Below are 23,411 nucleotides of genomic sequence, written 5' to 3'. Positions count from 1 at the left end.
GACGGGGGCAGGGCCGCTGACCAGGGCAGATGGAACCGTTGGCGTAGCCTGAACCGGTCACGGCCGGGTGGTGCCGGTGGCGGCGCGGTGCGCGCCGAGTTCGCTGCCAAGCGTGACGGTACGGCTACCGCACCGGCCCGGCAATGTCCCTTTCGCGTGAGAAATCAGCTCCAGCGAGCTCATCCCGCAGGCCCTGCAAGGCTGCCGCAACGTGGGCGTGGTGGGCCTGGCCGGCAACGGCCCGGCGGAACCCGAGGGGATCATCCCCCACCCGCTCTGGGAACGCGCCTCGGCCGGCCTGCCGGGTTCACCGATGTCTCCTTCGACTTCTCCGTGCTCATGCTGACCAAGAGCGAGGAGGAGCTGGCGCTCGCGAGGTACGGTGCCGCGGTCGGCGAGGCGGCCTGCGCCGCCATGCTGGAGATCACCGAGGCCGGGAAGGGTGACGACGGCCTCCACTCCCCGGTCCGGCGCGACCACGGGGGCCGACATCGAGATCACCCCACTCTGCATCTCGCCCGCGCTCAGCGCGAATCCCCGGGACCTGGCCAGCGCCACCTCCGGCCGCTCGCCAGGAACCGGGGGACGCGCGGCGAGCAGCGCCAGGCCGTCGGAACCGCGGTCGAGCGGCTACCGGAACCCCGGGCGCAGCGCCACGTGCAGGCTGCTCGACGGCGGCTCCACCGACATCAGGCACACCGCGTCGCCGCCCTCCGCCACGCTCATCGCCACCGTCGCGTCGAGCCGCTCGGCCAGCCACGTCATGTACGGCACGGCGGCGCGCTGCAGCCCGCCCTCGACGGAACTGCCCAGGTCGAGCAGCCCGGGCCCGAGCCGCAACGCCCCGTTGGCGTCACGTGCCACGCTGCCGCCGTCCACGGCTGACCTGCTCCGGCGCCGATCGACCGGCGCGTGGGCGAAGTGGGACGCCCCTGTGGCGGAACGTTGGGGCGGGCGTAAGGTGAACCTGGCCTGAATTAGGAAAGGCTCACCTTCGGGAGCGTTCACATGTTCGCAAGCTACCTCATCGGCCTCCGCGAGGGGCTTGAGGCCACTCTCGTGGTGTCGATACTCATTGCGTTCCTGGTCAAGAGCGATCGCCGGGACCGGCTGCCGGTCGTGTGGGCCGGGGTCGCGGCGGCAGTGGCGCTCTCCGTCGGTTTCGCCGCACTGCTCTCCTTCACCGCCGCCCGCCTGCGGTACGAGCACCAGGAGCTGTTCGAGGCGGTCGCGTCCATCGCGGCCACGATCTTCGTGACCTGGATGATCTTCTGGATGCGCGGCGCGGCCCGGAAGATCTCGGCCGACCTCAAGGCCAGGCTCGGCCAGGCGATGCAGGTGGGCTCGGTCGCGGTGGCGGTCATGGCGTTCCTGTCGGTCGTGCGGGAGGGGCTGGAGACCTCTCTGCTGTTCTTCGCCTCCGCCCAGGGCGCGGCCACGACCGCCCAGCCGCTGATCGGCATCAGCCTCGGCCTGCTGACCTCGGTGCTGATCGGCTGGGGCCTGTACGCCAGCGCCATCCGGGTCAACCTCACCAAGTTCTTCATGTGGACCGGCCTGCTGCTCGTCCTGGTCGCGGGCGGCATCCTCAAGTACGGCGTGCACGACCTGCAGGAGGCCGGTCTGCTGCCCGGCCTGACCAGCCACGCCTTCGACGTCAGCGGCGTCCTCGACCCCGGCGCCTGGTACTCCGCGGTGCTGAGCGGCATGTTCAACATCACCGCCCAGCCCAGCGTGCTGGAGGTCACGGCGTGGCTCCTGTACGTCGTGCCCGTCCTGTTCCTCTTCCTCCGGCCGCCCACCGCCAAGGCGGCCCCTCAGACCGCTTCATGATCCCGGAGAGAACAATGCGCACCCGAATCCTGGCCGGCCTGCTGGTCCTCGCCGGGCTCACCGCCTGCAGCGCCGACGGCGACGGCGGCACGCCCGCCAAGGCCCCCGCCGCCGCTCCGGGCAAGGTGACCGTGGCCGCCGCCGACGCCGAGTGCAAGGTGTCGGTCGCCCAGGTGAACGCGGGCACCTCCACGTTCGCCATCACCAACGGCGGCACCAAGGTGACCGAGTTCTACGTCTACGCCCCCGGCGACCGCGTCATGGGCGAGATCGAGAACATCGTGCCCGGCCTGACCCGCGAGCTGGTCGTCGAACTGCCGCCCGGCGCCTATGAGACGGCGTGCAAGCCGGGCATGGTCGGCAGGGGCATCCGGGGCCCGCTCAAGGTCACCGGCGAGCACAAGCCGCTCACCGACGACGCCGCGCTGGCCGCCGCCGCGGCCGGCTACCAGCGATACGTGCGCAGCCAGACCGACGCGCTGCTGACCAAGACCCAGGAGTTCGTGGACGCCGTCAAGGCGGGCGACGCCAAGAAGGCCAAGGAGCTCTACCCGGTCGCGCGCACCTACTGGGAGCGCATCGAACCGGTCGCGGAGATCTTCGGCGACCTCGACCCCAAGATCGACGGGCGCGAGGACGTGCTGGAGGAGGGCATGGAGTTCACCGGCTTCCACCGCCTGGAAAAGGACCTGTGGGACGAGGGCGACATCAGCGGTTCCGGGCCGACGGCCGACCGGCTGATGGCCGACATCCGGCTGATCGTGCAGAAGGCCAACGCCGAGAAGCTGTCGCCGCTGCAGCTCGGCAACGGCGCCAAGGAACTCCTCGACGAGGTCGCCACCGGCAAGATCACCGGTGAGGAGGACCGCTACTCCCACACCGACCTGTGGGACTTCGCGGCCAACCTGGCCGGATCCAAGGCCGCCGTCCAGTCGCTGCGCCCGGTCCTTTCCGAGCGCTCCCCCGAACTGGTGACCACGCTGGACCAGAAGTTCGCCGCGGCCGAGACCGCGCTTGAGGCACACCGCTCGGGCGACGGCTGGAAGGCGCACAACGAGCTGAGCAAGGACGAACTGAAGGCCCTCTCCGACGTGATCAACGCGCTCGCCGAACCGGTGAGCAAGATCGCGGCGGTCGTGGCCGCCTAGGGAACGGGAAGGGAGCCGCCGTGAGCGCCATCAGCCGCCGCACGATGTTCGGCATCGGAGCGGCGGGGGTCGCCGCCGCCGGCGCGGGCGCGCTGGCCGCCCGCGCCCTGAGCGGGGAACCCCAGGCCATCCAGACCGTCTCGGCCCCGGGCCCGGTCCCCTTCTATGGCCCCCAGCAGGCCGGGATCGTCACCCCCGCACAGGACCGGCTGCACTTCGCGACGTTCGACGTCACCACCCGCGACCGGGCCGAACTGGCCGGGCTGCTGCAGGAGTGGACGGCCGCCGCCGCCCGCATGACGCAGGGCCAGGAGGCCGGCACGTTCGGCGCCCTCGGCGGGGTCCCCGAGGCCCCGCCGGACGACACCGGCGAGGCGCTGGGGCTGCCGCCGTCCGGCCTCACCCTGACCATCGGGTTCGGCGCCTCGCTGTTCGACGACCGGTTCGGGCTCGCCGCCAAGAAACCCGCCGCGCTGGCCCCGCTGCCCAGATTCCCCGGCGAGGCGCTGATCCCGGAGATCTCCGGCGGCGACCTGTGCGTCCAGGCGTGCGCCGACGACCCGCAGGTGGCCGTGCACGCCATCCGCAACCTGGCCAGGATCGGCTTCGGCCGCGTCACCGTGCGCTACTCCCAGCTCGGCTTCGGCCGTACCTCCTCCACCTCCCGCGCCCAGGCCACCCCGCGCAACCTGATGGGCTTCAAGGACGGCACCGCCAACCTGAAGCTGGAGGACACCGCGATGCTCCGCGACCACCTGTGGGTCGCGGGCAAGGACGGCCCCGCCTGGCTGGCCGGCGGCTGCTACCTGGTCACCCGTAAGATCAGGATGCACATCGAGACGTGGGACCGCACCTCCCTGGCAGAACAGGAGAGGATCTTCGGCAGGACCAAGGGCGAAGGGGCCGGGCTGGGCCACCAGCGGGAGTTCGACGAGCTCGACCTCACCAGGAAGGGCCCCGACGGGCAGCCGGTGATCGCCGACGTGGCCCACGTGCGCCTGGCCCATCCCTCCGCCAACGACGGCGCGCGGATGCTGCGCCGGGGCTACAACTACGTCGACGGCTCCGACGGCCTGGGCCGCCTGGACGCCGGCCTGTTCTTCATGGCCTACCAGCGCGACCCGCGCACCCAGTTCGTCCCGGTGCAGCTGGCCCTGGCCCGGCGAGACGTGCTCAACGAGTACATCAAGCACGTCTCCAGCGGCCTGTTCGCGGTTCCTCCCGGCGTCCGGGACGCGGCCGACCACTGGGGGCGCGCCCTGTTCGAGTGAGCGTCCGCCGTACGGTCACCGCGCTCAGCAGCAGGCTCCCGGCCACGAGGATCGCGGCCTCGGTGAGCTGGAACCGCCAGAACCGGTCCGCGAGGTGGACGTAGGCCACCTGGCGGTAGCCCTTGTCCAGCAGGCAGCGCTCGAACGCCTCCTGCTCCCTGGCGCCGCCGCCGCGCGGGCACACCGCAGGCGGCGGCCCGGCGCTCTCCCGGCCGTCGGGGCTCAGCCAGGCCCGCCGCACGAGCCTGGCGTCGTTCTCCAGCAGCGCCGCGTAGTCCGTGGTCACCACGCGGGACGGCACGGCGTAGTGATCGCTCAGGCTGAACAGCCCGAACGTGACCAGTGCGACCGCCGCGACGACGACCCCCATCGCGGGCATCGTCCTGCGCAGCAGCGCCCCGGCCGCCGTGCCCAGCGCGAACGCGAACAGCCACCACGCCGCGGGCATGATCCCGACCATGTTGAAAACGCCGATGTTGCCGAACACGTCCTGCCTGCCGAAGACCGGCCGCCACAGCGCGATCATCGCCGACAGCGCGAGCCCGCCCGCGACGACGGCGGCCGACAGCAGGCCGAGCTTGACGGCCAGCCACCTGCCGATCGGCACCGACTGGGTCCAGGCGAGCTGGTGGGTGCCGCGTTCGTACTCGCCGCCCAGCAGCGGCGCGCCCAGGAACGCGCCGACCAGGGCGGGAGCGACGATGGGCAGCCAGCCGAAGATCGTGTAGATCACCTGGTACCGCTCGTTGAGTCCGGCCCGCATGTCGCCCTCGGGCAGGGTGGGGTGCCCAGCGCGGAACCCGCCGGCCTCCGCGCCGGAGATGAGGAACATCGCGGCGAGCGCGAGCAGCAGCCCCGAGGCGATCAGGAGTTGGGCGCGGTGCTGACGCCAGGTGAGCCAGATCATTGGGGCACCCCCGCGAGCCTGGGCAGGGCCGCCGATTCGGGGCTGCGCAGGTAGGCCATGACGAGCTCGTCCAGGCCCACGCCCCGCGCCGACCACCGGGGGTCAAGCGCGCCCGCGTCCTTGACCAGCAGCGTGACCTGACCGCCGGCGCGGCCCGCCGCCACCACCTGCGCCGGCTCGGCGAGCCCGGGCGGGCCGGTCAGCAGCAGATGACGTTCCAGCAGCTCGTCGATGTCGCCGCCGACCTGCACGCGCCCGCCGTTGAGCACGATCAGCCAGTCACAGGTGTCGCGCAGGTCGGCGATCACGTGCGAGGAGATCAGCACGGTCAGCTCGCGCTCGGCGACCTCGGCCATCAGCGCCCGCATCACGTCGTGCCTGGCCAGCGGGTCGAGGTTGGCCAGCGGCTCGTCCAGGACGAGCAGCGCGGGCCGCCGGGCCAGCGCCAGGGTGAGCGCGACCTGCGCCTGCTGCCCGCCCGACAGCCGGCGCGCCCTGCGGTCCAGCGGGATGTCCAGCTCCGCCAGCCGGGACCGGGCGGCGGCCTCGTCCCAGACCGGGTTGGTCCGGCGCCCGAACGTGAGCAGCTCGGCCACGGTGAACCCGTGGAAGAGCGGTTTGTCCTGCGCCATGAACGCCACGTCACCGGCCGTCGTGACCGTGCCCCCGGCCGGTGCGAGCAGCCCGACCAGCACATGCATCAAGGTCGTCTTGCCGACGCCGTTCGGGCCGACGAGCGCCGCGACCCGCCCGCGAGGGATCGCGAACGCGCAGTCGCGCAGGCCCCGTATGTGCAGGCCGCGCACCTCGACCGCGTTCACGCGACCGCCTCCATGAGCACGGAGTCGAACAGCGCCTTCATGTCCTCTTCGGCGAGCCCGGCCTGCCGGCATTCGCGCACCCAGGAGGCAAGCCCGCCGCGCAGCCGCGCGTGCTCGGCGAACGTGGCCCCGCCAATGACCCGCCGCACGAACGTGCCCATGCCGGGCAGCGCCTCCACCAGGCCCTCGCGCTCCAGCTCACGGTAGGCCTTGAGCACCGTATTGGGGTTGATCGCCAGCTTCTCCACCACCTCGCGGGCCGTCGGGAGCTGGTCGCCCGGCTTGAGCGCGCCGAGCCGCATGGCGGCCTTGACCTGGTGAACGAGCTGCAGGTAGGTCGGCACCCCCGAACCGCGGTCGAGCTGAAACTCGATCATCACCAAACCACCCTTTCACTAAGGTATTAGCTAAATGGTACATCGGCGATCGCTCACCCCGAGCTTGGCGTAGATGTTCAACAGGGTTCTCTTCACCGTGGCCTCGGTGATGGACCGGCCGGGTCGTGGTAGAAGGGGCCGTAGAGTTCCAGCGCCTCGCCGACCTGGAGGCGGTCAGGCAGCCGGCCGGACTGCAACTGAACGCCGCCGGGTCAGTACCGCGTGGTCCCGCAGGGGGTCGAGCCCGAGGACCCTGATCTCCCCCAGTGGACGGGACCTGCCTGCCGGACGGCGGGGCCGCGCGGTCAGCCGATCGACCGTGGCGATCCACCGATCGGTGGATCGCCACCCGGTTCATTCGCCGGCGGACAGCACACAGAACTCGTTGCCGTCGGGATCGGCCATCGCCACCCGGCCGGCGCCGGGCCGTACCGGTTCGAGCAGGGTCGCCCCCAAGCAGACAAGACGCTCGGCCTCCGACCGGGGATCACCGTCGGCGGGCGGCACGAGATCGAAGTGCAGCCGGTTCCTGCCCGTCTTGGGCATCAGCGGCGGACCACCCCAGGTGATCTTCGGGCCGCCGTGCGGCGAGCGGATCGCGGTCTCCCGGTCCTGGTCCCAGACCAGCGGCCAGTCCAGCGCCCGGCTCCAGAAGTAGCCGACCTCCGGCGAGCCGTCGCACGCGAGCGCCCCGACGAACCCGCATTCGGCCAGGAAGGCGTTGCCCGGCTCGATCACGCAGAACTCGTTGCCCTCGGGGTCGGCGAGCACGACATGACCCTCTTCGGGGCGCTGCCCGACGTCGATGTGCCGCCCGCCCAGGGTGAGCGCCCGCTCCACCGTCCGCCGCTGGTCGTCCGGGGACGTGCTGGTCAGATCGAAGTGCATCCGGTTCTCGCCGGTCTTCTTCGCCGTGCTCGGCAGGAAGCGCAGGCCGAACCCGGTGTCGTCGTCAGGTACGAGCGCGAGGCCATCTCCGGGGCTCCCGGTCGTCTCCCAGCCCAGGACCCCGGCCCAGAAGCGCGCCAGCGCGGGCGGGTCGTTCGCGTCGAAGCAGAGCGCCACGAGCCGAGCGGACATCCCGCGCCTCCAATCCACCGGCCGGCGGGCGCGGACCGGAGCACCACGCTAACCCGCCCGGTGAACGCGATGCCACCGGATAACGGCGCGCGCGGCCCGGCCGGTCACCGCCCGCGCGGCGGGGCCGTCGGCAGCGGACGGTCGTTCACCACGTGCTTCATCACCAGCGTGGAGTTGAGCCGCTGCACCCCCGGCAGCGCCGACAGCACGTCGTCCTCCAGCTCCTGGTAGGCGGTCAGGTCGGCGGTGGCGATGCGCAGCAGGTAGTCGGGGTCGCCGAACAGCCGCTGCGCCTGCAGCACCTCGGGCACCCGGGCCACCGCCTCCTCGAAACCGAGCAGGGTGTCGCGATCCTCCTGCCGCATGGTGACGAACACCAGCGCCTGGAAGGTGAGCCCGAGGGCGGACGGCTCGACGACCGCCCGGTAGCCCAGGATCGTGCCGTCGCGCTCCAGCTCCCGCAGCCGGCGGTGGCAGGGCGACACGCTCAGCCCGACCCGGGCCGCCAGTTCGGTGATCGTCATCCGGCCCTCCTCCTGCAGCAGGGCAAGGATCTTCCGATCGATCGCGTCCATGTGGAAGATTCTCCCACCGATGTGCTCGGGTCGAGGAGAAGTCGGAAGCACTTTCGCAGCTGATCTCACTATTCTTCGGACAAATGCTCATTTGTAAGGAGATTTGATTCCGTGGCCGCAGAATCAGTGGTCGCCTTCTGGGTGGTCTCACTCGCGCTCATCGCCGTTCCCGGACCCGACTGGGCCTTCATCATCGGCGCCGGGGCGCGCGGCAGGCCCGTCTACCTGGCCGTGGGCGGGCTGGTCGCCGGGTACGCGGCGGTCACCCTGGCGGTCGCGGCCGGGGTGGGCGCGCTGGTCGCCGGCGACCCCGGCCTGCTCGGCGTCCTCACCGTGGCCGGTGGCGCCTATCTGATCTGGCACGGCGTGACCACGTTCGCCGCGCGGCCCGGCGCGGCGGCGACGCGGGGGACGCCCGCCGGGGAACGGGGCGTGTTCCTGCGCGGGATCGGCGTCAGCGCGCTCAACCCCAAAGGGCTGCTGATCTTCGTCGCGCTGCTGCCGCAGTTCACCGACCCCCGCGACGCCTGGCCGATCGCCGCGCAGATCATCGCCCTCGGCCTGACCTTCATCCTCACCGTGGGCCTGTTCTACCTGGCCGTCGGCCGCCTCACCCGCAGCGTCCTCGCCGTACGGCCGGGCTCGGCCCGCCTGCTCGGCCGCCTGTCCGGCGCGGCCATGATCGCGCTCGGCGCCTGGCTCCTGGCCGCCCACCTCATCGGCGGATGATCAGTCCACCTCGACGTCGTCGAGCAGCCGCAGTAGCCGCGACAGGACCCGCAGGCACGCGGTGACCTCGGCGTCGGTCAGGTCGCCGCCGATCTGCCGCAGCACGGCGCGCTCCCGCGCGATCATCGCGGTGATGGCGGCCCGCCCCGGGCCGGTGAGCATGATCAGCGAGGACCGCTTGTGCGCCGGGTTCGCGGCGAACTCCACCAGCCCCAGCCCGGCCGCGTCGTTGGTCATCCGCTGCACGAACTGACGGCTCAGCGCCTGCACCCGCCCCATCTGCGGGACCGTCATCGGGCCGTGCTCGTGCAGCATGCAGAGCACCGCCCGTACCCCCACCGACAACCCCTCGATCGGCGCGTCCTGCTCCACCTTGCGCTGCGCGCGCCGGTAGAGCGGCCCCACCAGGTCGAACACCTCACTGAGCCGGTCGGTCACCGGGTCGCGGCGAGTCTCGTTCACCTCACCATCATGACACCTTGGTTGCCATCTTGCCCAAGAAATGACACCTTGGTTGTCATAGATGAACCCTTCTGGCTGGACACCGGCTCCGGCGCCCCCGTCGTCCTGCTGTACGGCGGCTTCCTGGACCACGGCATGTGCAAAGACCCCAACATGGAACGCCCCGACGCCTACAACGCCGTCCTCGGCGACTTCCTGCGCACGCTAGCGGCCGCGTGACATCCGGCGGTCCAGCAGGACGGCCGGCACGACGGCCGCCGCCAGGCAGACCCCCAGCCAGGGAACGGCGGCGACGCCCGCACCGGAGTTCAGCACCGTCCCGGCGAGCGCCGGGACCAGGCTGATGCCGAGCTGGAACGCCGAGACCGTGGTCGCCCCGGCCAGCGTCGGCGCCTCCGCCGCGATGGTGAACACCCGCCCGAAGATGGCCGGATTCAGGACGAACGCGGCGACCCCGAGCAGGGCGACCAGCGGCACCACCGCGACCGCGTTCCCCGCCAGCACGGCCAGCAGCGCCGAGACACCGAGAATGCCCGACGCCCCCAGCAGCAACGCGGCGAAGGGCCACCGGTCGGCGATCCTGCCGCCGACGGACAACCCGGCGAAGGCCCCTGCTCCGAACAACGCCAGGATCGCGGGCACCCAGACGGCCGGCACCCCGGTGACGTCGGTCAGGAACGGCGCCAGATAGTTGAACGAGACCATGTAGGCGGCGGTGCTCAGGACGGTCATGGCGTACACGACCCACAGCCGCGGCCGGCGCATGGTGCGCAGTTCCCGCCGCAGGCCGGGCTCCGTTCCCCCGCTCGTCGCGGGCATCGCCACCAAGGTCAGGACCGCGCCGAGCGCGGTCAGCGCGACCACGCCCCAGAAGCCGCCCCGCCACCCGGTGAAATGGCTGAGCAACGCGCCCGCCGGCCCACCGGCGATCATCGCCAGGCTGAGCCCGCTGACCACCACGCCGGCGGCACGCGCGGTGCGCTCCGGCGTTACCAGCCCGACCGCGGTGACCGCCGCGACCGCCCAGTACCCCGCGTAGGCCAGGCCGCAGACGAAACGGCTGACCAGCAGCACCGTGTGATCGCCGGTCAGCAGGCCGGCGGTCACCGAGACGGCGAACACGGCCTGCGTGGTCACCAGCGTGGTCCGCCTCGGCCAGCGCAGCGTCAGGATCGCGAACGGCGGCCCGCCGATGACGACGCCGACGGCGAAGGCCGAGATCAGCGCCCCGGCGGCGGACAGCGAGACCCGCAGGTCGCCCGCGACCGCGGGCAGCACCCCGGCCAGCAGGAACTCCGCGCTGCCCATCGCGAACAGGCTGAACGCGAGCAGATAGACGCCGAACGGCAGCCGCCCGCGAGGCGCCGCCACCTGCCGCTGTGTGGTCTCGACGCTCACCGCCCCTCACCCCGCACCGGAACCCCGCGCGAGACGGCCCCCGCGCCGCCGTCCTGGTCGTTCGTCGCCTCGATCATGGCGATCACCTCCGCGCCGATCGTGCGTCGGCGCTCGACGGATCGACAACTTCTGTTGCCGTTTCCGGGACGCGGCAGGTGGAATGGGGACATGGACGAGCAATCCCCGATCGCGGCCACGCTGGCCCAGGTCGGCCCCCGCCTCAAGCGCCTCCGCGCCCAGCGCGGGCTGAGCCTCTCGGCGCTGGCCGAGTCCACCGGCATATCCAAGAGCACGCTGTCCAGGCTGGAGACCGGGCGGCGCCGCCCCAGCCTGGAACTGCTGCTGCCCATCGCCCAGGCGCACCAGGTGCCGCTGGACGAACTGGTCGGCGCGCCCGAGGTCGGCGACCCGAGGGTCCGCTGCCGGCCCCGGGTCCACAACGGCCGCACGGTGATCCCGCTGACGGGCCAGCCGGGGCCGTTGCAGGCCTGGAAATCGATCATCCCCGCCGACCAGCACCGGCCCGAGCCGGTCACGCACGAGGGTTACGAGTGGCTGTACGTGCTGTCCGGGCGGCTGCGGCTGATCGTGGCGGGCCGGGACCTGATCATGGGGCCGGGCGAGGCCGCCGAGTTCGACACCCGCCTGCCGCACTGGTTCGGCTCGACCGGCGGATCCCCGGTCGAGGTCCTCAACCTGTTCGGCGGCCAGGGCGAGCGCATCCACGTCCGCGCCCGCCCGCGCTCCGGCGGGAGGGAGCCGCGCGACGACCGCTGATCGTCGCGGCCCGACCGGCCCCGATGGTCCCACCGGCGGGGACGCCGCAGGCGTCGGCCACCACCAGCGGGCGGAAACCGTGCTGCAGCGCGTCGGTGGCCGTGGCACGGATGCAGCCGCTGGTGGTCAGCCCGCAGATGAACAGCGTGTCGATGCCCGCGCTGGTCAGCGTCGCGGCCAGCGAGCTGCCGAAGACCTGCTGTACGCGCTGGACCGGATGGGCGTGGCCACCGGTATACGCGTCCGGCCACTGATCGAGACGGCCGCCTGGCTGGGCGAACGCCTGGGCACGGCCGTCCCCGCCCAGCTCGGCAGGGCCCCCCTCCACGTGGCCGACCCCGACGACAACCGGGTCGTCTCGCAGTTCACGGTGGAGCTCACCGACCCCGAGGGCAACGACGTCCGTCTCACGAGCCAACTTCTTCTACCTGGAGAACGGCCGGTTCAGCCGGGTCTACGTCTACATGAGCGACGGCGTGAACGTGCTCAACTGAACGGGAGGGTGGCCTCCACCTGGGTTCCCGGGCCGCCGTCAGGTGGCGGGGTGATCAGGCAGGTGCCGCCCAGCTCGGCCGCGCGTTCGCGCATCGAGCCGGTGCCGACGCCCGAACGGCGGTGCTCGGGCAGGCCCTTGCCGTCGTCGCGCACCCGGACCGTCACCACCTGCCCGGATCGCACCAGCGTCACTTCGGCGCGGGTGGCCGCCGCGTGCTTGCGCACGTTGGTCAGCGCCTCCTGGACGATCCGGTACACCGCCACCTCCACGGCGGCGGGCAGGCCGGTGGTGTCGCCCTCGATCCCGACGCTCACCGGCGGCCCCGGCGCCTCGGCCAGCGCCCGCACGGCCCCCGCCAGGCCCAGGTCGTCCAGGCTGGGCGGGCGCAGGCCGTAGATCAGCTCGCGGATCTCCTGGCTGACCGAGTCCATGCCGCCGTGCAGGTCCACCAGCAGCCGGTCGGCCGACGAGGGGGCCTGCCGCAGGCTCAGCCTGGCCATGTTCAGCACCATGGACATGTTGGTCAGCGCCTGGCCGAGTCCGTCGTGCAGGTCACGGCGGAGCCTGCGCCGCTCCTCCTCGCGCGTGCTCAGGATGCGCTCCCTGGAGTGCTGCAGGTCGGCCGTCATCAGCACGGCGTGCGCCACGTCGGCCACGTACGGCGTCGCCGTCGCGATCAGCCGCTGGGTGTAGGCCTCGGAGAACCGGCGCGCGCCGGGCGGGCCGACCAGCATCCGCCCGACCGGCTCGCCGTGCCACACCAGCGGCACCTCGCGCGGCTCGGCGCCGATCGCGCCCAGCTCCACCCGGATGCCGGTCGGGCCGACCTCGACGGCCAGGCCGGTGACGCTGAGCCCGTCGCGGACCACCGCCGTCACGGCGGCCAGCGCGTTGGTCGGCCCGGTCTCGCCGACCTCGCGGGCCAGCCGCGCGGCCAGTTCCCTGGGCTGGCCGTGCCTGCCGTACAGCATCACGTCGGTGAGACGGCGCAGCCGGGTGCGCAGCGGCTGGAAGAACGCGCCCGTGGCCAGCGCGGCGGCCAGGCCGACGACCTCGTCGTAGCCCGAGACCAGCAGCCCGGTCAGCGCGGCGGCGCCGAAGTACACCGCTCCGGCGGCGATGATCAGACCGGTGGCCACGACGGTCCGGCTGATGACGGTGTCGATGCCGTACAGGCGGTGGCGCAGCACCGCGAAGGCGACGGCCACCGGGATCAGGCCGGTCCACACGGTCGCCGGCAGCCAGAAGGACGGGCCGAGCAGCGGGCACACCGTGTAGATCGCGAACGCCAGCAGCGGCCAGGCGATCTGCCTGCGCGCCGTCGGCGAGGCGCGCCGCAGCCGCAGCGGCAGGGACAGCAGGACGAGCACCCCGCAGGCGTTGAGCAGCATGGTCAGCACGCTCTGCAGGGTGGCGTTGTGGGCGGCCAGCGCCTCGATCGCCAGCGGGTTCGGGATGACCTCGGGCCAGCGGTAGGAGGCGGCCGGAAGCGTCGGCCGGACGATGTTGCGGGTGGCCTCGGCGAGCACCGCCGCCACTCCGGCGACCGCCACCGGCAGCCAGCGGCGCGAGGGCAGGCGGTCGTCCGGCGACAGCAGCGGCAGGACGATCGTGATGGCGCACCCGCCGACGGCCCAGCCTGCGATCGCCGCGATCCGCGCCAGGCCCGCCCCCGTCAGGTCGCCCGCCGAGGCGAGCGCGAGCTGCACCCCGGTGAGCATCACGTTCAGCGCGCAGCCCAGGCCGCCCGCGCACATCAGCCAGGCCAGCCGCAGGCGGGGGCGGTGGGCGATGAGGAACGCCCCGACCGGCGGGAACAGCAGACCGGCCGCGTGGTCGGGGGCCAGCGGCGGCCACGGCGCCCATTCGGCGGGCAGCGCGAACTGGACGGCGGTGCCCGCGACGGTCAGCGCCACCGACAGCACGGCCAGCGCCACCGACAGGCGGCACGTCCACGGCAGCGCCCGCCGTCCCCGGCCGCTTCCGGCCCGGCTCCCGCTCGCGGGGCCCGGGGACGCCTGCGCGTCGCCGTCCGCCGTCACTGCCCGCCGCACTTCCCGTCCTCCTCTGGCGGGCCGCCGGGAGCCGTCACTCCCCGGCCGCACCCTCCAGAGGTAATTTTGTCCTGGTTGTGCCACCTTCAGGTACGGCTTCCGTCTCGGTTCACGCACGTTCCGTGCGGTGTGCGGCCGTCGCCGCGATCACCCCGCGGGCAGCACGCGGACCTCACCGCCGGGCATATTGCCCCACCAGTGGCCGTAGCGGCGGTACACCTCCGGTTCGCGGTCGCCGAGCAGCGCGAGCAGGGAACGGGCCTCCCCCGCCAGCGCCTCCCACACCTCGCCGGGCAGCGGGTGGAACGCCGTCGCCTCGATGCCGCCCTCGACGGCGCGCCACACCCCCGCCACCCGCCCGTCGACGAGCAGGGTCGGCAGCACGTCGCCGTTCTTGCGGATGACGTGCGGCCGGTAGGCGGGCGGGATATGACGGTCGCGGTCGTCGTGGGCCAGCAGCACGCTGTCCCACATCGCCATCAGCCTCGGCGGGGCCGGGGTCTCCTCATCCGGCCGGGGCGCGCCGGGAAGGTCGTACAGCACCCTGCCGTCGGGGCCTTCCAGCACTTCGACTTCGCCGTCGAGCGTCACCAGGGCCGCCTTGACGCGGGTCCGCTGCACGAGCGCGAACCGGGCGATGTCGGCCACCGACGCCGGTCCGAACCCCGCCAGGTAACGGCGGACCAGGATCCCCAGCGTCCGCGCGGACACCTCGGGGGCGGCCGGGACGGCCACGCCCGCCGCCGCCTCGTAGGACAGCCGCGCGCTGAAGCTCCACGGCCGCCCGGCGGGCGAGTGCAGCAGCGGCGCGTACTGACGCAACATCTGCCAGGCCGGCGGTTGCACGGGCGAGCCCAGCCGCTCGCCGAGCCAGGCCATCGCCTCCGCGGCGGTGCGCGGGCTCCCGGCGAACTTCAGCAGGTCGGGGAGCAGCGCCTCGGCGTCGGCCACGGTCAGCCCGGACTCGCCGAACCGCGGATCGCCCAGCCGCGAGCCGCGCAGCGTGGGCTCCATCGCCTCGCGGAACGGCCCATAGTCCTCGGCGTGCACCACGTGCAGGGTGATCCGCATCAGCGTCGACCTGACCACCCGCCGACCGGCGTACGCGGCGTCGAGCGCGGCGGCGTCGAAGCCGGTTAGCCGGTTCCACAGCGCCAGGTACGGCGAGGCCGGCTGCTGCGCCTGCAGGGCGACCACCCGGCGCACCGCCTCGGCGACGTCGATGGGCTGCCGCTCCAGCAGGAGCTGCCGCGCCAGGGTGGCCCGGTTCAGCGCCCGCGCCGTGACCTTCATGTCCGTGCCCTTTCTTTCGTCACTCGGATCGCCGGTCTCACCCGGGCCGGCCGGGGGCGCAGCAGCCGTCCGCGCACGGCTCCTCCCCGGCGGCCGGCACGGCGCAGCACGCGTTCCCGCGCCAGGCCGCGCGCCCCTCCTTGACCGCCACGGCGGCGATGACCAGGGCCGCGACCGGGTCTGCCCAGGCCCAGCCGAAGGCGCTGTTGAGCGCGAGCCCGGCCAGCAGCACCGCCGACAGGTAGGTGCACAGTAGCGTCTGCTTGGAGTCGGCCACCGCCGAGGCCGAACCGAGCTCACGGCCCGCCCGGCGCTGCGCCGCCGACAGGAACGGCATGATGATCAGGGACAACGCCGCGATCACCAGCCCGGGAGTGGAGTGCTCGGCCTCCCCCGCCCCGAGCAGCGACCGCACGGCGTCGACCGTGACGAAGGCAGCCAGCGCGAAGAACGACAGGGCGATGACCCGCAGCGCGGCCCGCTCGCGCCGCTCGTGCACGGCCGCGGAGAACTGCCAGGCCACCGCGGCCGCCGAGGCCACCTCCACCAGCGAGTCCAGGCCGAACCCGATCAGCGCCGCCGAGGAGGCCGCCGCGCCCGCGCCGAGGGCGACCACGGCCTCGATCACGTTGTAGGTGATCGTCGCCGCGACCAGCAGCCGGATTCGCCGCCGCAGCAGCGCACGCCGGGCGGGCGCCGGCCCGACCGCCATGGCCTCCGTCATCGGACCGCCTCACCGGCGCCGGCCGGACACAGGGCCACGGCGTGCCCGGTGGCGGCGAGCAGGTGCTCGGCGGCCACCAGCAGCCCGGTCAGCTCAGGACGGGTCAGCGAGTAGAACGACTGACGGCCCTGAGCCCGGTAGCCGACCAGGCCACAGTCACGCAGACAGGCCAGATGCTTGGAGACCGTGGACTGGGCCAGTCCGAGCTCGGCGGTGAGGTCCACCACCCGCGCCTCGCCCAGGGCCAGCCGCGCCACGATGCGCAGCCGGGTCTCGTCGCCCAGCGAGTGGAACAACGCCGCCGCCGGTGAGACCCCGGCGGCGATGTCCGCCCGCACACAGCTCCCGCCATCAGCATTAATCGTCATTTGGCGATGATATCTGAAGTTTGTGATGAAATGAAGCCTGTCGCCCGGCCCACGCGTCATGCCATGATCACGAATCGCCGAGTGCGGCGAACCTCTCGTCGACCTTCGCGAGCTGGACGCCCTGCGGGTGCCTGCGCCCGGCTGCGGCAGGGCACCGCCGATCGGCTCCTCCGCGCGGACCCTGCTCCCGGCCAGGCCGCGCCTTGGACGGAGCGCGCGGCCCGATACATCTCCCCGCCCGAGGTGGCCCCGCATGTCATGGAGGTCAACGACACCGACACCTGTCCTGGCCGAGGCCAGACGGGACCGTGGCATCCTCGCCGCGCGCTACGCGACGCAGGCCCCGGCCGCGCTCTGACGGGGCGGGAGCTCCGAGTCTCAGGCGATCGCGGCGGCCGGGCCGGTGTGGGGTCTTGGGACTATCCGGCCGGAATTGAACGGTAAGCCTCCGCCGCAGGTCAGGGGTGTAGGCTGAGGCATCGCGGACGAGTTGATCTCGGTTTGGGTGTACCGGCTGGTAGACAGTCATTGATCTCATACCGTCACGGTTTATGTCGTTTCAGTACTTGTCCGAGGAATAGCGGGCCCGCTACCGGCGGTTCTTGACGGATCCGCCGCCGGAGGATCTGGAGCGGTTCTTCTTCCTGGACGCGGACGGTGTCGGTCGATGACGCGCTGCTGCTGTTCGATCTGCTGATGTCGACGAAGTTGCTGGCGAGGGCGAGCCGGGATGAGAAGAACGCGAAGCTGAAGTCGCTGCCCAAGGTGCGCAAGGCCGCGCTGCAGGCCGAGTCGGCGCTGCGGGCAGCGCTGGACACCCCGATGACCCAGCAGGAACAGCCCCGCAGCCCGATGACCTGGCTGGGGAGAGTGCCGAATCGGGGCCGGTGGTGCGGGAGACGACCGCGTCGGAGACGATCGCACGGATCGCGTCGGTGGTGCCGATCGAGCAGTTGGAGGCGGCGCTGGCGGTGATCAAGGAGTTGGTGCCTCCGGCCGGTGAAGATGAGGATCTGGCGCGGCGGGCGGAGCTGACGAACCGGTTCGCTTCGGTGCGCGGGTTCGTCGAGCTGCTGGCCGACACGATCCCTTGGGGCGGCACCGATGCCGGTGTCCCGGTGATCGCGGCATTGCGGGGTCTGCCTCGTGTGCTGGCGTACGGCAAGCACGCCGGGCTGCAGCACATCGAGGCGCACAAAGATCTGGTGGCGGGGTCGTGGCGGCGGCTGGTGTACGACAACCCCGAGCTCGGCGACCGGCTGATCGACCGGCACGCCGCTGGCCGACAGCCTGGATGCCAACCCCGCGATCACGGTCAAGGACGGCCGGCTGAACCTGGCCCGGCTGGAGGCGGCCCAGCTGCCGGAGGCCTACCAGGCGGTCCATGACGCGGTGATGAACATGCTGCCGCGCATCGACTATCCGGAGCTGCCGCTGGAGGTCCACGGCCACACGGGCATGTTCGACGCCTTCGAGCACATCTCCGGTTCGACGTCGCGGCGCGCGGATCTGGACATCAGCCTGGCCGCGCTGATGATGGCGCGCTCCTGCAACCTCGGCTTGGGGCCGGTGGCCTAGCCCGGCGACCCTGTGCTGGGCATCCATCGGCTGATCAGCGCGGAGAAGGGCTATTTCCACCAGGAGGGCATGGGCTTGGCGTCGGGGAAGCTGATCGACAAGCAGGCCAGCATCGACATCGCCCGCGAGGACTGGGGCGGCGGGCTGGTCGCCTCGGCCGACGGGCTGCGGTTCGTGGTCCCGGTCCGCTCCCTGTACGGGCGGCCGAACCCGCACTACTTCGGCCAGTCCAAACGGTCCAAGGGCGCGACATGGCTGGCGGTCGTCTCTGATCGGGTGATGGGCCTGGGCGGGCTGCTGGTGCCGGGGACGATGCGGGACTCGCTGTTCATCCTGGACGCTTTGCACCGGCTGGACGCCAAGGAGCAGCCGGAGGTCCTGACGACGGACACGGCGTCGTATTCCGACATTGTGTTCGGTTTGTTCGCGATCTGCGGCTACCGGTTCGCGGTCAGGCGGGCAGGTGAAGGACCCCGCCGGGCCTGCCGTTCCAGGGTCCCTGCGGGATTGCGGGCGGCGGACGGCCCGTCCGGGCCGAGCATGAGGAACCAGCCCAGCGCGAGCAGCTGGCGGAAGTCCCGTACGCGTTCGCGCTCCTGCCTGGTCAGCTCCGTGGCGGCCAGCAGTTGCTCTGCGTCGAGGGCGCCGTCGACGCGTGAGATGTGCTCGCAGACTTCGGCGAGCTCGAAGGCGCGGTCGCTGCGGCCGGAGTCTTCCCAGTCGATGATGCGCACCTGGCGATCGTGGTCGTCCCACAGGTAGTTGGCATGGTTGCCGTCGGACAGGCCGAGAGTCGGCGGCAGGGGATCAGCGGTGAGCTGTCGGGAGCGCTCGTGGCCAACCACGCCGCCCCCGCCTGGTATGCCCGAAGCGCGACGGGTGCTTCGCCTAGGTTGGGCTGCTATCGGGCGGGCTCTTGTAGTGCCGTTGGTAGTGACGGGCAGCGCGAGCGCGGTTGCCGCATGCGGTTGAGCACCATTCGCGGCGCGGGTGGTTTTTCACGAAGTACAGCACGCAGCCCGGTGCGTAGCACGCATGGAGCTTCATGCGGTCTTCGCCGGTGAGCAGGTGGATGGCCTGGTGGGCGAGGGACGACAGGGCGCGTTGGGTGGCGGTGGCGTGGCCGGCGGTGGATTGGTGGAGTTCGCCGTCGTGATAGGTCAGCTGTGGCCAGGTGGGCGCATGTGCGGCGGCGCTGTTGAGGTCAGTGACGGCTTGCTCGATGTCGGCGGTGGCTGATGCGGCGGCGGGGCGCGCGTCATCGGTGAGCAGCGCGGCGAGGCGGCGCAGTGCGTCGCGCAGGGCACGGAATCGTTGCAGATCGCCGGGGTCGGGGTCCGGCGCCTCTTCGCCAGCTTGGACGGCGGTGAGCCAGGCGTGCAGGTTACCCGTCGTGGTCAGGACGTCGTGAACGCCGCCTCGGTCGGCCCAGATCGTATTCATCAGTTGGACGGGCAGCGGCTCGTCGGGCAGCACGACCACCAAGGATGCGGTGACCAGGCCGTCGGACCGCGCTATCGACTCCGGCGTTTCGACGGTATCTCCCATACTCACGTTCTAACGGTATCACGAGGTTGCATGCGTTAGAGATAGTCGCTATCGTTCCTAACGCAATCAACGCAAAACATCCGTTAGAAAGAAGGAGTCCTATGGCCCACCTGCCTCTCGTCGACCCGGCCACCGCCGCAACACCCGTGTCAGACCTGTTGGCCGAGGTCCAGCGGCGCCTGGGCGCAACCCCGAACATGACCCGGGCGATGGCCAACAGCCCTGCCCTGCTCAGGGCCTACCTGGACTTGTCCGGCGCGCTCAGCCATGGCGTGCTGGACCTGGCGACCCGGGAGCGCATCGCCCTGGCTGTCGCGCAGGGTAACAGCTGCTCCTACTGTCTGTCCGCGCACAGTTACCTCGGCGAGCACGTCGCGCACCTGGACACTGACGAGATCGCCGCGGCGCGCAAGGCCACCGCGTCCGACTCGAAGACGGCGGCGGTCCTGGCCTTCGCCGCCGCGGTCAACGAGGGCCGCGGCAGCGTGACCGATGACGCCTTCGCCGTGGCCCGTGCCGCCGGGCTCACCGATGAGGAGATCGCTGAGACCATCGGCCACGTGGCGCTCAACGTGCTCACCAACTACTTCAACAAGGCCGTCGACGTCAACATCGACTTCCCGGTCGTTTCCGCCTGACCCACGTCGGTCAGGTGGACCATCACCTGAGAAGGGTGGGTCGCATGTACATCGCCGGTCTGTGGCGATACCCGGTTAAGTCGTTGTCCGGCGAGGCACTGAAGACTGCGCAGCTGACCGGTGACGGACTCAGCGGGGATCGGGTCGTGCACGTCGCCAGTCCGCACGGCCCGCTCACCGGTCGTACCCGTCATGGGCTGCTCACCGTACATGCGGCCACCGGCCTTGATGGTGTTCCACGGGTGGCCGGTCACCTGTGGAACACCATCAAGGCCACTCAGGTCATAAGAACGGTCGCCGGCCCACAGGCACGTCTGGTCGGCTATCGCGGGCCAGAACGCTTCGACGTCCTCAACCTGCTCGTCGCCACCGACGGCACCGTGGCCGAGCTCAACGCCGACATCCGCCGTCTTCGTCCCAATCTGCTCATCGGCGGTGTGCCCCCGGGCGCCGAACACTCCTGGCCCGGCCACGAGCTTGTCATCGGCGAGGCGATCATCGGGGTCCACTCGATGCGGCAGCGCTGCATCGTCACGTCCATAGACCCAGACAGCGGAACCCAGGACCTGGAGGTGTTCCGCCGCATCCGACAGCGCTTCGGCAACGAACTCGCTCTCAACTGCTGGGTCATCCGCCCCGGCACCGTCCATCTTGGCGACCGGGTCGACCGTCGACCAACCACCGCCGAGCCCGCACACCTTGGCGGCGGGATTCTCGGCCGCCCCTACAGCCTGTAATCCCCGGTGGCGAGGGGCGGCGCACCGTCTGACCCCGCTCGCCCGCACATGGTCGTGCGGACCACCAACCACTCCACCCCATTGGTCAAGGAGGCCACCATGACAGCACGACCGCCCTTCCCGCCCTTCACGCTGGAAACCGCGCTGGAGAAGGTCCAGACCGCAGAGGACGCCTGGAACACCCGCAACCCCGAGCGTGTGGCACTGGCTTACACCGAGAACTCCGTCTGGCGCAACCGTGACCAGTTCATCACGGGCCGCACCGAGATCATCATATTCCTGCGGCACAAGTGGGACCGAGAACTGGACTACGCGCTCCGCAAGGAACTGTGGGGATTTCGCGACAACCGGATCGCAGTGCGCTTCCAGTACGAATGCCAGGACCCGACCGGCCAATGGTGGCGCAGCTACGGCAACGAACTGTGGGAGTTCACCCCCGAGGGACTCATGAGCCGCCGTGAGGCCAGCATCAACGACATGCGCATCACCGAGGCAGACCGGCGTATCCACGGACCCCGCCCCACCAACCAGCACGGCACCCCACTACCGGTCCGCTAGCGGCTCGGTTGCAACCGGCCGGCCTAAGCGCCGACCTGCTCCAAACTGCCCCGTTACCGACGCCGCCGTCACCGTCACCGTCACCGATGAGGATGAAGATGCGGTTGGGATAACTCCAGTTGACCGCGACGATGCTGCCGAGGTCCGGTTCCTCCATCGTGCTCACGTCTGGACTCCTCTGCCGGCTGAGGTTGGTGGTTCGGCACCTGACTGGGCCCTTACGTGGGCTCGGTGTCGAGATTCCGGTAAATGGTGGTGCGGCCGACGCCGAGCCGGTCCGCGATCTGCTGGACGGTGTACTTGCGCTTTCCGTCTTAGCCCTTCATCTCATACAGCGCTCGGGCCATCTCGATTCCATCGGCGTCCATCGCCCGCGGCCGGCCACCGACACGGCCGCGAGCTCGCGCGGAGGCCAGCCCTTCGAGCGTGCCCTCGACGATGAGCTCACGCAGGAACTCATCGAACGCGCCGAACATGTGAAACTGCAGCCGCCCGGTCGGGGCGGAGGTATCGATCTCGCGTCTCGATAACGATCATTTCTGCGATCCACACACAGTCACCACCCTCACTCACTGTGAGAACTGGGTCAGTTCAGATCTTCGGTGATCGTCCAGCCGCGGCTGCCGCCGATCTTGGCAAGCTGCCGGCGCAGCACCGCGATCCGCTCACGCGCGTCCGGCCCCGCGATCCCGATTGTGATGCGCTCACTGGTCGCGTGATAACTGGTCCGCCGATCCCCCGCCGCGACCCGGCACGTCGCGTTGATGGCGGCTCGCAGCCGGGCCACTTTCCGTGGATCACCCTGCCCGCCGAACCCTTCGATCGTCACCGACAGCGGTGCGAGGCGCAGGCCGGAGTTGCCGGTGCGGCGGTACTCCAGCCTCTCGTAGCGGTCCCCGGCCGCCGCGTAGGTCGTCTCGAAGGCGCCGTGGCTCATGGGCGTGAGTCCTCGCCGGTACGGCCGCGCCGCAGCGCCTCCGGCCGCAGGGACGGCGTGTCGCGGCCGGTGTCGCGTTCGAGGAAGTGGGTGCCCGGATCCACTATCTCGTCGATGCGATCCAGGAGGTCGTCGCCGAGTTCCGCATCGGCCGCCTTCAGATAGCTCTCCAGGTGCTCTGACGTGCGCGGCCCGATGATCACGCTGCTCACCGCCGGGTGGTTGAGCGCGAACGCCACCGCCAGGTCGACCAGCGTCAGGCCGTGCTCCTCGGCGAGCCGGGCCAGCGCGTCGGCGGCGGCCAGCTTGCGCCGGTTGCGCTCCGACGCGATGTCGAACCGGCCGGGCACCTGGTCGGCGCGGGCCGACGGCGGCTGCTCGCCGCCGATCCGGTACTTCCCGGACAGCCAGCCCGCCGCCAGCGGGCCGTAGGCGACGACGCCCACGCCGTACCTGCGCGTGACCGGGAACACCTCGCGCTCGGCGCCGCGGACCAGCAGGGAGTAGGGCGACTGCTCGGTGTGCGGGGCGATCAGCCCGTGCTTGTCGGCCAGCCAGTGCGCCTCGACGAGCTGGTGGGCGGGGAAGACCGAGGTGCCGTAGTAGCGGATCTTGCCCTGCCTGATCAGGCCGTCGAGGGTGGTCAGCGTCTCCAGCAGGTCGGTGTGCAGGTCCGGCCGGTGCGCCTGGTAGAGGTCGATGTGGTCGGTGCCGAGCCGGCGCAGGCTGTCCTCCACCGCGCGCAGGATCCAGTGCCGGGAGTTCCCGGCGTGCCGGGGATCCTCGCCGATCTGCCCGTGGAACTTGGTGGCCAGGAAGACGTCGTCGCGGCGGTCCTTGATCGCCCGCCCGACGATCTCCTCCGACGCCCCCTGTCCGTAGACGTCGGCGGTGTCGATGGCCGTGACGCCGGCGTCGAGGGCGGCGTGGATGATCCGCGCGCTCTCGGCCTCCTCCTGCCAGCGGCCGAAGTTCATGGCGCCCAGGGTGAGCGGGCTGATCGGCACGCCGGTACGGCCGAGCCTCCGGTTGACCTTGATCGTCATCTGGCTTCTTCCTGTCGATTCCATCCCGATCTATACTTTACCTACATGAAGAGTAG

30 protein-coding genes and 1 pseudogene are annotated in these 23,411 nt (G+C 71.3%); 11 read left to right on the top strand and 20 right to left on the bottom strand.

The annotated features are described in order from the left end of the window. Positions 1-57: 57 nt before the first annotated feature. Positions 58-558 (bottom strand): hypothetical protein, encoded by a 501-nt coding sequence (locus P3X83_RS33125; RefSeq protein ID WP_277309243.1) that lies wholly within the window; start codon positions 556-558, stop codon positions 58-60. 72 nt (positions 559-630) lie between these two features. Further along, the gene (locus P3X83_RS33120; protein WP_277309242.1) at positions 631-879 is read right to left on the bottom strand and encodes a hypothetical protein; all 249 of its coding nucleotides are present in this window, start codon (positions 877-879) and stop codon (positions 631-633) included. 129 nt (positions 880-1,008) lie between these two features. Here P3X83_RS33120 and efeU point away from each other — a divergent pair, with 129 nt between their 5' ends. The 3 genes from efeU to efeB are packed head-to-tail and all read left to right on the top strand — an operon-like array spanning position 1,009 to position 4,252. After that, complete coding sequence (gene efeU / locus P3X83_RS33115; RefSeq protein ID WP_277309241.1) at positions 1,009-1,833, top strand: iron uptake transporter permease EfeU; 825 nt, start codon at positions 1,009-1,011, stop codon at positions 1,831-1,833. 14 nt (positions 1,834-1,847) lie between these two features. After that, positions 1,848-2,981, top strand: coding sequence for an iron uptake system protein EfeO (efeO, locus tag P3X83_RS33110; RefSeq protein ID WP_277309240.1), 1,134 nt, complete (start codon positions 1,848-1,850; stop codon positions 2,979-2,981). Positions 2,982-3,001: 20 nt separating this feature from the next. After that, complete coding sequence (gene efeB / locus P3X83_RS33105; RefSeq protein WP_277309239.1) at positions 3,002-4,252, top strand: iron uptake transporter deferrochelatase/peroxidase subunit; 1,251 nt, start codon at positions 3,002-3,004, stop codon at positions 4,250-4,252. Here efeB and P3X83_RS33100 read toward each other — a convergent pair. The 5 genes from P3X83_RS33100 to P3X83_RS33080 all read right to left on the bottom strand — a co-directional run bounded on the left by P3X83_RS33100 (position 4,167) and on the right by P3X83_RS33080 (position 8,012). Beyond that, on the bottom strand, positions 4,167-5,159 hold the full coding sequence (locus P3X83_RS33100; RefSeq protein ID WP_277309238.1) for a hypothetical protein: 993 nt from the start codon (positions 5,157-5,159) through the stop codon (positions 4,167-4,169). The two genes, efeB and P3X83_RS33100, sit on opposite strands and share 86 nt — an antisense overlap. Beyond that, positions 5,156-5,980 (bottom strand): ABC transporter ATP-binding protein, encoded by an 825-nt coding sequence (locus P3X83_RS33095; RefSeq protein WP_277309237.1) that lies wholly within the window; start codon positions 5,978-5,980, stop codon positions 5,156-5,158. The genes P3X83_RS33100 and P3X83_RS33095 overlap by 4 nt, the downstream gene beginning before the upstream one ends. Further along, on the bottom strand, positions 5,977-6,357 hold the full coding sequence (locus P3X83_RS33090) for a GntR family transcriptional regulator (protein ID WP_277309236.1): 381 nt from the start codon (positions 6,355-6,357) through the stop codon (positions 5,977-5,979). Before P3X83_RS33090 ends, P3X83_RS33095 begins: the two co-directional genes overlap by 4 nt. A gap of 354 nt (positions 6,358-6,711) precedes the next feature. Beyond that, positions 6,712-7,437 carry a VOC family protein gene (locus P3X83_RS33085; RefSeq protein WP_277309235.1) on the bottom strand — a complete coding sequence of 242 codons (726 nt, stop codon included), beginning with the start codon at positions 7,435-7,437 and terminating at the stop codon, positions 6,712-6,714. A 104-nt stretch (positions 7,438-7,541) separates the two neighbouring features. Beyond that, entirely contained in the window at positions 7,542-8,012 is a 471-nt protein-coding gene (locus P3X83_RS33080) for an Lrp/AsnC family transcriptional regulator (RefSeq protein ID WP_277309234.1), read from the bottom strand. A 111-nt stretch (positions 8,013-8,123) separates the two neighbouring features. On the opposite strand from P3X83_RS33080, the gene P3X83_RS33075 reads away from it, so the two are divergent. Continuing rightward, positions 8,124-8,741 carry a LysE family translocator gene (locus P3X83_RS33075; protein ID WP_277309232.1) on the top strand — a complete coding sequence of 206 codons (618 nt, stop codon included), beginning with the start codon at positions 8,124-8,126 and terminating at the stop codon, positions 8,739-8,741. On the opposite strand, the gene P3X83_RS33070 is transcribed toward P3X83_RS33075, so the two are convergent. Further along, positions 8,742-9,203 carry a MarR family transcriptional regulator gene (locus P3X83_RS33070; protein ID WP_277309231.1) on the bottom strand — a complete coding sequence of 154 codons (462 nt, stop codon included), beginning with the start codon at positions 9,201-9,203 and terminating at the stop codon, positions 8,742-8,744. It abuts the gene before it with no gap. 48 nt (positions 9,204-9,251) lie between these two features. Between P3X83_RS33070 and P3X83_RS33065 the strand changes: the two genes are divergently transcribed. Next, positions 9,252-9,422, top strand: coding sequence for a hypothetical protein (locus P3X83_RS33065; RefSeq protein ID WP_277309230.1), 171 nt, complete (start codon positions 9,252-9,254; stop codon positions 9,420-9,422). Here P3X83_RS33065 and P3X83_RS33060 read toward each other — a convergent pair. Further along, positions 9,408-10,601: an MFS transporter gene (locus P3X83_RS33060; protein WP_277309229.1), complete on the bottom strand. Its 1,194-nt coding sequence runs from the start codon at positions 10,599-10,601 to the stop codon at positions 9,408-9,410. The two genes, P3X83_RS33065 and P3X83_RS33060, sit on opposite strands and share 15 nt — an antisense overlap. Before the next feature lie 168 nt (positions 10,602-10,769). Here P3X83_RS33060 and P3X83_RS33055 point away from each other — a divergent pair, with 168 nt between their 5' ends. Further along, a complete protein-coding gene (locus tag P3X83_RS33055; RefSeq protein ID WP_277309228.1) occupies positions 10,770-11,378 on the top strand; it encodes an XRE family transcriptional regulator in 609 nt (202 codons plus the stop codon). Here the strand turns inward: P3X83_RS33055 and P3X83_RS33050 are convergent. The 6 genes from P3X83_RS33050 to P3X83_RS33025 form a co-directional block, all read right to left on the bottom strand. Continuing rightward, on the bottom strand, positions 11,293-11,796 hold the full coding sequence (locus P3X83_RS33050) for an isochorismatase family protein (protein WP_277309227.1): 504 nt from the start codon (positions 11,794-11,796) through the stop codon (positions 11,293-11,295). The genes P3X83_RS33055 and P3X83_RS33050 overlap by 86 nt on opposite strands. 68 nt (positions 11,797-11,864) lie before the next feature. Beyond that, positions 11,865-13,928, bottom strand: a complete 2,064-nt coding sequence (locus tag P3X83_RS33045) for a sensor histidine kinase (protein ID WP_277309226.1) — start codon at positions 13,926-13,928, stop codon at positions 11,865-11,867. 147 nt (positions 13,929-14,075) lie between these two features. Next, entirely contained in the window at positions 14,076-15,221 is a 1,146-nt protein-coding gene (locus P3X83_RS33040) for a winged helix DNA-binding domain-containing protein (protein WP_277309225.1), read from the bottom strand. A 37-nt stretch (positions 15,222-15,258) separates the two neighbouring features. Continuing rightward, positions 15,259-15,945, bottom strand: a complete 687-nt coding sequence (locus P3X83_RS33035) for a cation transporter (protein ID WP_277309224.1) — start codon at positions 15,943-15,945, stop codon at positions 15,259-15,261. Next, positions 15,942-16,313: a metalloregulator ArsR/SmtB family transcription factor gene (locus P3X83_RS33030; RefSeq protein WP_277309223.1), complete on the bottom strand. Its 372-nt coding sequence runs from the start codon at positions 16,311-16,313 to the stop codon at positions 15,942-15,944. Before P3X83_RS33030 ends, P3X83_RS33035 begins: the two co-directional genes overlap by 4 nt. A 542-nt stretch (positions 16,314-16,855) precedes the next feature. Continuing rightward, positions 16,856-17,131, bottom strand: coding sequence for a hypothetical protein (locus P3X83_RS33025; protein WP_277309222.1), 276 nt, complete (start codon positions 17,129-17,131; stop codon positions 16,856-16,858). A gap of 72 nt (positions 17,132-17,203) precedes the next feature. Between P3X83_RS33025 and P3X83_RS33020 the strand changes: the two genes are divergently transcribed. Then, the gene (locus tag P3X83_RS33020) at positions 17,204-17,701 is read left to right on the top strand and encodes a hypothetical protein (protein ID WP_277309221.1); all 498 of its coding nucleotides are present in this window, start codon (positions 17,204-17,206) and stop codon (positions 17,699-17,701) included. Positions 17,702-17,708: 7 nt separating this feature from the next. Continuing rightward, positions 17,709-18,293 (top strand): annotated as a pseudogene (locus P3X83_RS33015) (Tn3 family transposase); the annotation flags it as partial. Between the two features lie 35 nt (positions 18,294-18,328). On the opposite strand, the gene P3X83_RS33010 reads toward P3X83_RS33015, so the two are convergent. Next, the gene (locus P3X83_RS33010; protein ID WP_277309266.1) at positions 18,329-18,736 is read right to left on the bottom strand and encodes a phosphotransferase; all 408 of its coding nucleotides are present in this window, start codon (positions 18,734-18,736) and stop codon (positions 18,329-18,331) included. A 43-nt stretch (positions 18,737-18,779) separates the two neighbouring features. Beyond that, positions 18,780-19,439 carry a CGNR zinc finger domain-containing protein gene (locus P3X83_RS33005; RefSeq protein ID WP_277309220.1) on the bottom strand — a complete coding sequence of 220 codons (660 nt, stop codon included), beginning with the start codon at positions 19,437-19,439 and terminating at the stop codon, positions 18,780-18,782. 101 nt (positions 19,440-19,540) lie between these two features. On the opposite strand from P3X83_RS33005, the gene P3X83_RS33000 reads away from it, so the two are divergent. The 3 genes from P3X83_RS33000 (at position 19,541) to P3X83_RS32990 (ending at position 21,372) form a co-directional block, all read left to right on the top strand. Then, positions 19,541-20,077 carry a carboxymuconolactone decarboxylase family protein gene (locus P3X83_RS33000; RefSeq protein ID WP_277309219.1) on the top strand — a complete coding sequence of 179 codons (537 nt, stop codon included), beginning with the start codon at positions 19,541-19,543 and terminating at the stop codon, positions 20,075-20,077. A gap of 44 nt (positions 20,078-20,121) precedes the next feature. Continuing rightward, entirely contained in the window at positions 20,122-20,814 is a 693-nt protein-coding gene (locus P3X83_RS32995; protein ID WP_277309218.1) for an MOSC N-terminal beta barrel domain-containing protein, read from the top strand. 99 nt (positions 20,815-20,913) lie between these two features. After that, on the top strand, positions 20,914-21,372 hold the full coding sequence (locus tag P3X83_RS32990; protein WP_277309217.1) for a nuclear transport factor 2 family protein: 459 nt from the start codon (positions 20,914-20,916) through the stop codon (positions 21,370-21,372). A 314-nt stretch (positions 21,373-21,686) separates the two neighbouring features. On the opposite strand, the gene P3X83_RS32985 is transcribed toward P3X83_RS32990, so the two are convergent. The 3 genes from P3X83_RS32985 to P3X83_RS32975 form a co-directional block, all read right to left on the bottom strand. Beyond that, the gene (locus P3X83_RS32985; protein ID WP_277309265.1) at positions 21,687-21,887 is read right to left on the bottom strand and encodes a recombinase family protein; all 201 of its coding nucleotides are present in this window, start codon (positions 21,885-21,887) and stop codon (positions 21,687-21,689) included. A gap of 71 nt (positions 21,888-21,958) precedes the next feature. Beyond that, the gene (locus tag P3X83_RS32980) at positions 21,959-22,309 is read right to left on the bottom strand and encodes a hypothetical protein (RefSeq protein WP_277309216.1); all 351 of its coding nucleotides are present in this window, start codon (positions 22,307-22,309) and stop codon (positions 21,959-21,961) included. Then, positions 22,306-23,355 carry an aldo/keto reductase gene (locus tag P3X83_RS32975; RefSeq protein WP_277309215.1) on the bottom strand — a complete coding sequence of 350 codons (1,050 nt, stop codon included), beginning with the start codon at positions 23,353-23,355 and terminating at the stop codon, positions 22,306-22,308. The genes P3X83_RS32980 and P3X83_RS32975 overlap by 4 nt, the downstream gene beginning before the upstream one ends. Between the last annotated feature and the right edge of the window lie 56 nt (positions 23,356-23,411).

Source organism: Spongiactinospora sp. TRM90649 (assembly GCF_029382225.1).
In the GTDB taxonomy this organism is placed as follows: Bacteria; Actinomycetota; Actinomycetes; order Streptosporangiales; family Streptosporangiaceae; genus Spongiactinospora.
The sequence above is the reverse complement of the archived record's forward strand: the minus strand, read 5'-3'. Positions and strand labels throughout refer to the sequence as shown.